The organism is Oceanobacillus damuensis, assembly GCF_001618145.1.
Classification (GTDB): Bacteria; Bacillota; Bacilli; order Bacillales; family Amphibacillaceae; genus Oceanobacillus; species Oceanobacillus damuensis.
This window is the reverse complement of the sequence record NZ_LQNF01000005.1, coordinates 70,066-82,908: the sequence shown is the minus strand read 5'-3', so window position 1 is coordinate 82,908 and position 12,843 is coordinate 70,066. Positions and strand designations below refer to the sequence as shown.

Genomic DNA, 12,843 nt, shown 5'->3' with positions numbered 1-12,843 from the left:
AATTTGAGGTAGGTTTTTGAATAATAATGGAAAGATTTGCAGTTTAATTGATCGAGTAGTAAAATTAATCTATAAATTGGAAATGATTGGTGGTAATTATGGAGGACATCATCCAAGATTTAAAGGCTTCATTACATAAAGGTTTTATCGATCAACAACACAACAAGTCTAGCAGATACGTACCGGAATTATTGATAAATAATACTAGTCAGAATAAAAATGTACTAACAACGCTTTTAGGGGAGCTAGATAGCTGCGATTCATTTCTCTTTTCGGTTGCTTTTATCACGGAAAGTGGGCTAGCTACCCTTAAATCGCATTTACTTGATTTAAATAGAAAGGGAATTAAAGGCAGAATATTAACATCTACCTTTCTTAATTTTAATCAACCAAAAATATTTAAGGAATTAATGAAGATTACGAATGTAGAAGTAAGAATGACAGATATACCAGGATTTCACTCCAAAGGGTATATATTTAAACATAGTGATCATTATTCGTTAATTGTGGGAAGCTCTAATTTAACTGCCCATGCATTACAAGTCAACCATGAATGGAATGTAAAGCTTTCATCTCATGAAAATGGGGAAGTAATCAACCATTTTAAGTCACAGTTTGAAGATGTTTGGAATGAGGCACAACCATTAACAGACCAATGGATTAAAAACTACGAGACTATCTATACGCCAGTGAACTTCCAAAAGGCAGAGAAAGTTATTGAATTACCTGCTGAATACAAGGCGAATCCACTAAAAGAGGCTTTAGAAATCAAACCAAACAAAATGCAGATTGCTGCACTGGAACAAATCCAGGAGGTTCGTGATGGTGGAAATAATAAAGGATTAGTTATCTCTGCAACTGGGACAGGTAAAACTTATCTTTCTGCTTTTGATGTAAGAAAATTCGCGCCTAAGAAAATGCTTTTTATTGTACATAGAGAACAAATATTGCACAAAGCTAAGTCAGATTTTCAACTCATTACGGGCGGTATCGATAAGGATTTTGGAATATTATCAGGATCCACCAAGCAGACAGATGCAAAATATTTATTTGCAACAATCCAAACGATTTCTAAGCAAAATATGCTCGATCAATTTGATCCGGAAGAATTCGATTATATCCTTATCGACGAGGTTCATAAAGCAGGTGCAAAATCATATTTAAAAGTAATAGAGTATTTTAAACCAATGTTTTTGATGGGAATGACAGCAACGCCAGAACGGACAGACGACTTTAATATTTTCGAGCTATTTGATTACAACATTGCCTATGAAATTAGATTACAAGAAGCTCTCGAAGAAGATATGCTCTGTCCATTTCATTATTTTGGGGTAACTGACTTAGAATACAATGGCGAGCTAATTGATGATGCAACAATTCTTTCTCATCTTGTTACGGAAGAACGGGTAAATCATATCATGGACAAGATTAACTATTATGGTTTTTCAGGTGAGCGTGTAAAAGGATTAATATTTTGTAGTCGAAAAGAGGAAGCTGTACAGTTATCGGAGGCTTTAAATAATAAAGGACTCCGCACAGTTGCCCTAACTGGAGATCATTCCCAAGAAGATAGGTTGCTTCATGTAAGTCGTTTAGAAAACGGTAGTCTCGATTATATTATTACGGTAGATATCTTCAATGAAGGAATTGATATACCGAGTATTAACCAAGTTGTAATGCTACGTCAAACACAGTCGAGTATTATTTTTATTCAACAGCTTGGAAGAGGACTTAGAAAGCATGACTCAAAAGATTTTGTTACCGTCATTGATTTTATAGGGAACTACAAAAATAACTATTTAATTCCAGTAGCTCTTTCAGGGGATAAAACACAGAACAAAGATAATATTCGAAAGGCTACCGCAGAAACCAGTTATATCAAAGGTATTTCCACAATTAATTTTGAAGAAATTGCTAAAAAGCAGATCTTTAAATCGATTAATAATAGTAATTTAACAGCGATGAAAGTGCTGAAAGATGCCTATACAGAATTAAAAAATAGAATAGGTACAGTACCATATCTTTATGACTTTATAGAGAACCATTCGATTGATCCAGTTGTTATTGCGGATAAATATAAAAACTATTATCAGTTTTTGCTTAAGCTAAAAGAAGAAGTGCCTAGTCTCAATGGTTATGAAAATAGTGTTTTAACAATGCTTTCTATTGAAATTCTTCCAGGTAAACGAAAACACGAATTAATTTTACTCGATCAATTAGTACGTCATAAGAAAACTACGAACAAGGATTATCTGCATACACTCGAGAAGTCTAACTGTATCGTTGATCAAGTAACGCTACATTCAGTACATCGAATCCTTAGTTTATCTTTCTTTTCACAAAATGATCAAAAAAAGTACGGTCTAGATCCAATTGTAGAATTCATTGATGGAAGCTATTCATTTAACAGCAAGATTAAAGAAAGCCTTGAAAACAATAGTTACTTTAAGCTTTTAATTGAAGATGTTATTAAAACAGGAATTGAAAAGAGTAAAAAGTATGATTCTGATAAGTCTCTAACATTGTATAAGAAATACTCTCGAAAAGATTCTTGTAAGTTATTAAACTGGGATAATGATGAAAGTTCCACCATGTATGGCTACAAACCAAAACACCAAACATGTCCAATATTTGTAACCTATCATAAAAATAGTGAAGTGGAAGCAAGTGTTGATTATGGAGATGAATTCATTAGTCCTGAATTATTTAAATGGTATACAAGAAGTAATAGAACCTTGCAATCAGAAGAAGTCCAAAAAATTATTCATGCAGAGGAAAACAACATAGACGTTCATCTGTTTGTTAAAAAAGATGATGATGAGGGAACTGGATTTTATTATATGGGTGAAGTAAAACCAGATAAAGAAACAGTGCAGCAGGATAAAATGGCAGATAATAAGCCAGTAGTTCACATGAATATGGTAATGGAACAACCGGTTGAAAGTAAGCTTTATAATTATATTGTGAATGGATTGGAGTAGAACTCTGAAACGATATAAATGCCTCAGTTCCCGAATTGAGCCATTTATTACTTATTCTCTACTTTCCTTTCAAAATACCAATGCATCTTATACTCGCATATCTCACCAGTCATTTCATGCACAACTTCCCGATCACTTTCATCAACTTCAAAATTCATTCCGAACTGATTATCCTCAAAATAAACAAGCTCATCCTTTCCAACCCATTTAGACATAGGCATATCAGCAATTAATCTTGCTACCTTTGCTTCATCATAATCCCAAAGCTTCTTCGTGTTTTTATTGGAAAAGTCAGCATTTCTCCGATATTTTTTTTCCATATAAAAACGGTGGAAATAGGGAGCCACTTCTTCTGGAGTTACGCTTTTAAGCCAATCAGCAGGCCCTTTATCTAGCAGATATTGCAATACCACCATTTTATAAGATTTGGACATTTGCTCCTTTTCTACTTTGTTCAACCAACGGTAATGTTTCTTGTAAACCTCTGCTTCATGATCGGTAAGTTCACCATATTCATTTAAAAAGGCAAAGTAGCCACTGAATGCTTGCCGATACTCTTTAGAGTTAATGGTACCCAGTAAATGTACTTCCTTATATGCTGGTCTTCTGCCCAGTTTCTCTTTTACTTTAAGATAATCTAGAAAAACTCTTTCTTTTCTTGAACTGCGCTTCTTTCTCATTTCCTCTAGTAGATTGATAACCTCTGTTTCAAAATGAATTTCACAGGATGCAGGTACTACTGGTTCAACACTTGGGCTAGTTCTTGTTTCCGTTGGTAGCTGTTCATTAAATACATGCAGCTTTGTGTCTGCATTGCGATAATTTCCGATTAAATCAATGATGACACAAGTTTCTTTGCCCGCATATTTTCTCAAGCCCCGTCCAATCTGCTGGGTAAATACAACGAGAGATTCTGTTGGCCTTGCGAAAAGCAATGTATCTACAGATGGAATATCCACACCTTCATTGAATAAATCAACGGTGAAAATAATATCAATTTCATTTGTTTCAAGCATCCGTATTGCTTCTGAACGGGATAAGTCCTTTGTGGCTGAAGTTAATGTAATAGAATTAAATCCTTGTTCATTGAAATAGTTTGATAGAAAATTTGCCTGTTGAATGGAAGATGTAAATGCTAGCGTCCGCGTTTGCTTAAATTTATTCCACTTTTGAAATATTTGCTCTGCACGATCAGTTTGCAATTGCTGAATCATTAGTTCATGCTGATCGTATTGTTTTCCGAGCCATTTAATTTGGGAATAGTCAATATCATCTTTTACCCCTTGGTAAATAAATGGTGTTAACCATCCATGTTGTATGGCTTCGATGAAAGTTATTTCATATGCGACGTTACCATCACAAATGGCGAACACATCTTGTCCATCTGTTCTCTCAGGAGTTGCTGTTAGGCCCAGAAGGAAGTCTGGTTCAAAATAATCGATTACTTTTTGATAACTTTTTGCAGCAGCATGATGGAATTCATCGACAATCACCAGATCAAATTCTCGTGGATCAAATAGTTGCAATTGTTCCTGGATACTAAGGGTGAAGATGGATGCAAAAATCATATCGTTCTTAGGGTCTTTCTCTAAACCGTAATAGAGTCCACCAGATTTTCCGAGGACCTGTTCAAAGCTTTTCTTTGCCTGTCTTAGTATTTCTTCACGGTGGGCAATAAATAATATTTTGTTGAATCGTTGTGCAAAGAAAGCAGCCAAATAGGTTTTACCAAGACCAGTAGCCATAATTACCATCGCTTTGTTATAGTCTTCTTCCAACGTATGTTCTAGCCCCTGTAAAGCTTCCAACTGAGCCTGGCGAGGTACAAGTTCAGATGTGTATGGAACAGGATTATCCGAGATTTCCTGTGGTAATACTTCATCTTCTGCAGGTAACGTCAACTCTATTTCTTCCTGTTTGGTCCACGTTGAAACTAGGTTAGCGTGCTTAACGTGAAAATCATCATAGTACTTTTGGTAATATTTAAGTGATTCGTGATTTATTTCAATTGTTTGGTTGTCATAAAAAGATTCAATAAAGAGATCTATTGCTTCGTTAAAAGTATGGATTGAAGCATTCCGCTGCATTCTCAAATTCCATTCAACACCGCTTGTTAAAGCGGAACGTGATAGGTTAGAGGAACCTACTATAATCGCTCCATCTTCCTGATGTTTGAAAATGTATGTTTTTGGATGGAATGCGATTCCATTACTGCGCCATAATCTTATTTCTAGATTATCACCTTGCAAATCTAACAATCTCTTTAATGCTATAGGCTGGGTTACATATAAGTAATCACCAGTTAATATCTTTACATCTGCGCCCTTAGCAAGTGCATCTTGAAGAGCGTTAAACATAACCTCTACACCTGACTTCATGATAAATGAAGTCAGGACGTAAATCGTAGAGGAATTTTGTATATCTTCTAATAATTGCTTATGTAGGTTAGATGTGTGTAACGAAATATCAGTCATTAATCTTCAACCTCTATTAGAAATACTTTCTCATCAAAGCCTCCTCGTTTCTCAGCCTTTTCAGCTCTGATTTTTTCCACTTCTTCCATTGAAGAACCATGAACATGAACTAAAGCATGCACCAACTCAAGCACATCAGCCATTTCTTCCAAGGCATCATCTTCCGTAGCTGCTGCCTGATATTCTTCTACCTCTTCAAATAGCTTCTTCTTAAGTTCCAGAATGTAACGATCTTGGTTTAGTGTTTCTGTTTTTAAGTCTTTACCAGAGTTTTTAATAATTTCCGGGATACGGTCACGAACAAGTTTATTGTAAGTTGGCATGTAGGAACTCCTTTGTTGTTTGTTAGTTTTATTTTATAGAAAAAGATATTGTCTAGCAAATAAGAAAAGTACACTTTTAGTACAAGAAGGATAGTTGTACGCCCGATAAATAAGAAGTACTATATAACTAGATGAAAAGAAGCGTTACAGATTTGAAGATATGAACTTGAAAATGGAAATATTCCATCTCAATCATACTTACCAGAACCAATGATGGCAATGGACAACTTTGAAACAATGAAGACTCTGCTGTCTACTTTAGGTTACCCCATTTTCGAGAAAGTAGTGAGTAATGAAAAGAAAGAGATTTTTTATTTGTAAAGGTAAAGATGCCAGTGCACAAGGCGAATATACAGATGAGGGATTTGTTGTCTTGAAGAACTCTGTCTGTAATTTAATTGAATCCCAAACAGTTGGTCCTACGATTGGAAATATTAGAAAAGAATTAATTGAAAATGGTACCCTAGTGGTAGATGGAAAAGTATTAAGCTTTACTGAAAATTACATTTTTAATTCGCCAAGTGCTGCACCAGGAAACGTATTAGCCAGACGGCGAACGGCTGGCTAGAGTAGAAGAACAAACAGGGTAAGACTTTGAACTTCTTAAAAAGACAAGGCGAAGATTAATCGCCGGACTAACACTAATATATACTAAAGGAGTTTTCCTGCGAATATGAATTCTTTACAGATCGGCTGGATTGATTATTCAAACGAACATAAAAACAAAGCGATGGCAGTCCTTGACTTACTTTCACAAAAAGGTGCTGTGGACGAACTGGGTATTGGTTTGATTAGAGATGGTTTTGCAGATAAGTTCTTTCCTGGAACATCAACACTTCAAACAAGAGCGAAGTATTTTTTTATCGTACCTTATATTTTAATGGAGTTGGAAAAAAGAGCGTTCAGTAATCCTCAAAGATTCCTCGATACATTATTTGAAATAGAGGTCGAATTAATAGATGTATTAAAGAAGGGGACTTTCGACGGTGTGATTGGGGGACGTTCAGGTAAAAAACTTAAAAGAAAACCATCCAGTATCTATTGGAATGGCTTTCGAACTTTTGAGATTTTCAAATATGGAAATCTGACCCAGAATAATTATGCAAAGTCATTAATTGCAATTAAACAAAATAAGAATTCTGCATCAAGATTAGGCATTGATGAGACGGATGAGTTAGAAACTGGGAGTACAGAATATGCTGGTGTTTTTTGGCATTGTATATTCCCGGAGTCGGATTGGAAAGAAAATTTGACAATTGAACTAAATCAACAGGAAGCGGAATTTTTAAAGGATCGAATTACACTATCACCAAATTCAGAGGATAGTTTATTTGCATTCCTGCTAAAACAGAATCTTGCAGACGTTAATAAAATTGAAGAATTTGCAAGTATTGGAGAAGTATTCACACTTCCGGAACATATAAGAAACGATTTTTACCTTGCCAATTCATTCAATAAATTCATGGCTGGTGCTAATATACGTTATAACATGATTCTTTCCAATGGAGAAAACGAGAGAGCGGTTAATAGGTGGACTGAATGGATTAATAGCTCATTTGTAAAAGAACAATTTCGATATTTTCCTTACCAGGAAGTTCTTCGTCTGCTTGAAATAAAAAATGTTCGTTTAGGGCGTTTTTTAAAGGGTTGGCAGGATGCGGTAGTCAAGGGCGATGAAAATGAATTAGATCAATTAATCATAAAGCGGGAAATCGAACTGAAATCAAGAGATCGGGCAAAGCTGAATAATACTAAGGCTTATTCTTATGATGGTAACTGGGTTGGAACACCAAAGCTTGATTATCGCTTCAGTAACGCGAAAATTCTAATTAACGATATCTTTAATGGATTGGAGGAACAATATGCTTAAACCTGATAAAAATCGGCTTAACTATAGTGACATGCTGAAGCCTCCAGCCGGTTTTGAAGTAGACTTTGCAGTTGGTACAACCTATTCTCTTGATTTGGAAGCGCTTATAGGTGTGCCACTTGCTTTAGGACTTTCAGAAGAAATGGATCAGACGTTAAGAGAGGAACCAATTTATATTCTGGAAGCTTTACGCAGGACTTCTGACAAATACGCTATCTTTTGTGAAGCAGGTCAAATTAAAGTGCCTCAAAGCGGAAATTCAATTTTCGCTTTGCTTGAAGACAGTGTTTTTGAAGTAGCTTTGAAAAATGAACGGTCCTTTCATCCTAAAATTTGGCTTGTAAAGTATCAGAATGAAGATGGTAATAAGTTATATAGACTACTTGTTTTGACCCGTAATCTCACTTTCGATCGCAGCTGGGATATTGCCTTGGCATTGGAAGGAGAGAAGAGAGAGGAGTTAAGTGATAAATCAAAGCCATTGGCTGATTTTCTAAACTATCTAACACAATACGCAACAAATCAAAATAGGACGGAAAAGATAAGAGATCTTATTTCTGAAATAGAATATATTCATTTTGAACCAGGAAAGAATTTTCCGGACTTTGATTTTCTTCCAATTGGGATAGACGGTTATGGAAAAGAAAATACAGGAATTTTCGATTTTTCTTATCATCAATTAATTGTTATGTCACCATTTATAAGTGAAAGTACCTTAAAAGAGTTGCAAATCCATAGACTTTCTGATGAAAAAGGTGTGCTTCTTACAAGAAGAACGGAGCTGCATAAACTGAGTGAGAGCATATTAGATAATTTTAAAATCTATGTTTTAAAGGAAATGATTGTTGAAGGGGAAGAGACTATCAGTGAGGAAGAGAGAGAGTATGAGGAGGAAATGGCGCAGCTTCAGGATATTCATGCTAAGCTATTTGCCAGAAGTAAATATAATAACCACCATTTCTATATAGGTTCCGCTAATTGCTCGCATTATGCCTTCCATGGAAATGTTGAATTTCTTTTAAAACTGAAATATAAAAAGTATGGTTTCCGACTCTACCATTTATTGGAGGATTTTTTTGGTGAAGATGAAGAGGACAATCCTTTTGAACAAATAACAGCACTTCCAGAGAGGGAAGAAAAGCAAACTGATTTAAATGATCAGCTGCAAAAATTCATAAAAAAGCTTTGTCGAATTGATTCCACGGCAACGGTGATTAACAATAATGATTCTTATTCACTATCTATTGATTTTGAAAATATTCCTGAAGAAGTTAGCCTTACCATTGGTCCGTTATTGAGTAAGCAGCAAAAGAAACTAGAGCAGAAAACCACATTTGATAATCTCGGGCTTACCGAACTGACAGAGTTTTATAGAGTTATAGCAGAAATAGATGGAGAACAAGTTGAACGTATTGTTAAAATAAACACAGAAGGTATCCCAATATCTAGAAACAGTGAAATCTACCGATCAGTCATAAAAGATCCGACCACGTTCTTGAAATATGTCGCATTTTTATTAGCTGACGATTTTTTGCTTGCAGCCCTCGAACAATTTGAAAATAGAAATTCAACTTATGGATCCTGGGAGTTTGATGCTAATCATGGTCCGGTACTATATGAGAACATGTTAAAAGCAGTTTCAAGGACACCTGAAAAATTATCTGATGTTGAACATATAATCGAAGTGATAGACGATGAAGAGATTATTCCTGATGATTTTGAGCATTTATATAGAACCTTCAAAAGCGCGGATCAGAAAAGGTGGAAAAAATGATTAATTTAATCGAAAAAGAAGAGGAAATCCTTTCTGGGTTAAAAGATTTTCAAAAAGCAACCGTTGATAGAATCTATGAATTGTTTATTAATGACTTTAGCCGTGTACTGGTTGCTGATGAAGTTGGCCTTGGCAAGACGTTGATTGCTCGAGGTGTAATCGCAAAAATTGCTAGGTATCATCAAGAAGAATTAAAGGATCCTTTATTCAAAGTTGTCTATGTATGTTCTAACCAGGGCATTGCTCGGCAAAATCTAGGTAAATTAAAAATCGATCAAAGAGTTTCTGTTGAAGATGGATCAGATTCAAGACTCTCCATGCAACATTTAAAGATTTATGAGAACAATAATGATCCATTATTAAAAGAGAGTTATATTCAGTTAATTCCTTTAACTCCGATGACTTCTTTTGATATGACATCAGGATGTGGAAGTGTAAATGAGAGAGCATTAATTTATGCTTTCATGAAACGCTATGAGCCACTTCAAGAATATCAAAAACAGATGAATTTATTAATGATGGATACAGCAACAAAGAGCTGGGGATGGCATAAGAATTATTATGAAAAAAAGGTTGTATCTGTAAATGAGTTGAGTAATGGTCAGTACCTTCGATCCATGTTAGAACAGATAGATAATTTTTTTGCTGCGAATCCACAATTGTTAAAGAAAATGTATGAAGTTTTTGAGCGAATTGGGCAGATAGATATGCCGGGAAAAAGAGTCCAAGGCGCAAATGATGTCATTTATCTATTAAGAAGAATGATGGCTGAAATCAGTGTGGAAATAATGGATGCAGACCTTGTCATAATGGACGAGTTTCAGCGTTTCCCAGAACTCGTTAATGCTGAGGGAGAGAGTGAAACTGCCATACTTGCCAGAAAGTTCTTCAATAGCCCGAAATCAATCGAGGATAAAGTAAAAATACTTTTGCTATCAGCTACACCTTATAAGCTATATTCTACTTTGGAGGAAATATCTGAATCAGGGACAGATGACCATTATGATGAATTCCTCCAAGTAATTAACTTTTTATTTGAAAACCACCCTGATCAGCAACAAAAGTTTAAAAAAGTGTGGGGGGATTATTCTGTATCACTAAGCCAATTTACCAATGTGGACTTTGCGGTACTTAGTGCACAGAAACAAGAAGCGGAAGAGAATCTATATAAAGGCGTAGCAAGGACGGAACGAATGTTGGTTGATGGATCTGGGGAGTTAATAGCAGAACAGGCGGAGACATTGAAAATCACTGAAGAGGACATATTGTCTTACATCAATGTGGATAGCCTTCTGCAGGAATCAGATATACAGGATAAACTCCCGGTAGATTATGTGAAATCAGCACCATTCCTTATGTCGTATATGGAAAAATACAAATTGAAGCAGAAAGTTACGCAGTATTTTAGAAATAATCCTTCAAAAATTACTGTAGCCAATAAACCGAATCTTTGGGTTGACAGAAAAATTGTTGATAGATATAACAAGCTTCCAGAAACAAATGCTAGGCTTACTAAGTTAAAGGAGGTTGCTATACCTGACGGTGCTGAGAATTTAATGTGGATTCCACCATCACTTCCTTATTATGAATTTGGTGGATGCTATTTTGGTCATGCCAGGTTTTCAAAAGTACTTGTATTTTCCGCATGGGAAATGGCTCCAAGGGCAATCGCTACACTTCTCTCTTATGAGTCAGAACGTCTAACTGTAGGTAAACTTGTTAAAAGGATAAGCAAAAAGAAAAAGCGTAAAAATAACAATTACCAATATACTTCTGAAAGGCGTTTCCCTCAGCCACGTTTAAAATTTGTTATGAGGAAAAATTCGCCATCCAATATGAATCATTTAACACTTTTATATCCTTCCATATCTTTAGCAAAACTTTTTAAACCGGTAGAAGTACTTGATAGACAATTAACGTTAGCTGAAATAAAGGAAGAGATTAAAGAAAGTATTATACAAAGGTTAGAAAGACTGCCGGAGAATGCAGATACTCGCTACGATGAAAGATGGTATTACATGGCTCCTCTTTTGTTTGATTTAGAAGAGCCAATAATACAGGAATGGTTTGAAAATGGAAAGTTTATTTCTTTAGAAGAAAATGATGACAACCAAAACGATGATAAATCTATTACACAGCATTTCAAAGAGTTACAACGTATATATCAGCAAGAAGAAATACCGGTACTCGGAAAGCGACCTGATGATCTAGTAGAAGTTCTTATTCACATGACATTGGGTTCTCCTGCTATATGCAGCATCCGCATGCTTGATGGTGTAAATCATGACTCGCTTTCATATGCTGTGGGTCTCGCAAAAACTATAATGGATAGATTCAATTCACAGGAAGCAATTGCGATAGTAGATTTACAGTATGGAAGAAAGAAGAAAGACTTTAATCCATCCCATTGGAAAAACGTCTTAAAATATTGTGTGGATGGGAATATTCAAGCAATGCTTGATGAGTACGCCCACATGCTACTAGAAGAAGGCGGTTTAAAGAAGGAAGAAAAAGCTTTCCGTGATAAAAAATTATTACTCGTTATGAGTGAGGCATTCGAAACGCATACAGCAAGCTATAATGTTGATACTTATTCAGATTTTAAAAATCGGATATCAGTTACCACTCCAAAAAGAAATAATGATTCGTCATCATTTAAGATGCGAACGAGCTATGCAGTAGGTTTCTCGAATAATCGTAATGAAGCAAAAGCACATGACAGAAAACAAAATGTTAGATTGGCGTTTAATTCTCCATTTCGCCCTTTTGTACTGGCCACAACATCTGTCGGGCAAGAAGGACTGGATTTTCATTACTATTGTAGAAAAATCGTTCATTGGAATTTACCATCCAATCCAATTGATCTCGAACAACGTGAGGGAAGAATTAACCGTTATAAATCGTTTGCAATTCGCCAGAATATCGCCAATAAATATGGGAATATAGCGTTTGGTTCGGATATCTGGGGCGAAATGTTTGACCATGCTAATCAAACCGAACGGGATGAGAGGTCATCTGAATTAGTACCATTCTGGTCACTGCCAGATAGTCAAGATATTAAGATTGAAAGAATTGTACCTTTGTATCCTTATAGTAAAGATGGAGACAAATATAATCGCTTAATGAAAATTTTACAATTGTATAGGTTGAGTCTCGGTCAGGCAAGACAAGAAGAACTACTGGAATATCTGTTTAATCGTGAAGTAGATGAAGAAAACTTGAAAGAAATGTTTATGAATTTGAGTCCTTTTTATCGGAATTTATAAGGAAGGTATATATTTTATAGGTGCTCTATAGCGATTAATTAGCTATAGGGCATTTTTAGTAGATTATAAAACTATTGCTTTGTTATTTTGTTAATGAGCAGCAAGAACTTAGACAATTGAAGACAGTCAAATTGTAACTATGAAATGTAAAACAG

General features: G+C 35.3%; 7 protein-coding genes. 5 read left to right on the top strand and 2 right to left on the bottom strand.

Going from position 1 to position 12,843, the window contains the following annotated elements; genetic code table 11:
• Positions 1-98: 98 nt before the first annotated feature.
• Positions 99-2,981 carry a DEAD/DEAH box helicase gene (locus A4245_RS06555; protein ID WP_067726907.1) on the top strand — a complete coding sequence of 961 codons (2,883 nt, stop codon included), beginning with the start codon at positions 99-101 and terminating at the stop codon, positions 2,979-2,981.
• Positions 2,982-3,028: 47 nt separating this feature from the next.
• Here the strand turns inward: A4245_RS06555 and A4245_RS06550 are convergent, their stop codons facing one another.
• Together A4245_RS06550 and A4245_RS06545 are read right to left on the bottom strand one after the other, a co-directional pair.
• The gene (locus tag A4245_RS06550; RefSeq protein WP_067726905.1) at positions 3,029-5,455 is read right to left on the bottom strand and encodes a DEAD/DEAH box helicase family protein; all 2,427 of its coding nucleotides are present in this window, start codon (positions 5,453-5,455) and stop codon (positions 3,029-3,031) included.
• Positions 5,455-5,778: a nucleoside triphosphate pyrophosphohydrolase gene (locus tag A4245_RS06545; protein WP_067726902.1), complete on the bottom strand. Its 324-nt coding sequence runs from the start codon at positions 5,776-5,778 to the stop codon at positions 5,455-5,457. Before A4245_RS06545 ends, A4245_RS06550 begins: the two co-directional genes overlap by 1 nt.
• A gap of 292 nt (positions 5,779-6,070) precedes the next feature.
• On the opposite strand from A4245_RS06545, the gene A4245_RS06540 reads away from it, so the two are divergent.
• The 4 genes from A4245_RS06540 (at position 6,071) to A4245_RS06525 (ending at position 12,688) form a co-directional block, all read left to right on the top strand.
• Positions 6,071-6,346 (top strand): DUF4357 domain-containing protein, encoded by a 276-nt coding sequence (locus A4245_RS06540; protein ID WP_067726900.1) that lies wholly within the window; start codon positions 6,071-6,073, stop codon positions 6,344-6,346.
• 105 nt (positions 6,347-6,451) lie between these two features.
• On the top strand, positions 6,452-7,648 hold the full coding sequence (locus A4245_RS06535; protein ID WP_067726898.1) for a DUF6361 family protein: 1,197 nt from the start codon (positions 6,452-6,454) through the stop codon (positions 7,646-7,648).
• Positions 7,641-9,422 carry a phospholipase D family protein gene (locus A4245_RS06530; protein ID WP_067726896.1) on the top strand — a complete coding sequence of 594 codons (1,782 nt, stop codon included), beginning with the start codon at positions 7,641-7,643 and terminating at the stop codon, positions 9,420-9,422. The genes A4245_RS06535 and A4245_RS06530 overlap by 8 nt, the downstream gene beginning before the upstream one ends.
• Positions 9,419-12,688, top strand: coding sequence for a helicase C-terminal domain-containing protein (locus A4245_RS06525; protein ID WP_067726894.1), 3,270 nt, complete (start codon positions 9,419-9,421; stop codon positions 12,686-12,688). The genes A4245_RS06530 and A4245_RS06525 overlap by 4 nt, the downstream gene beginning before the upstream one ends.
• The last annotated feature ends 155 nt before the right edge of the window (positions 12,689-12,843 follow it).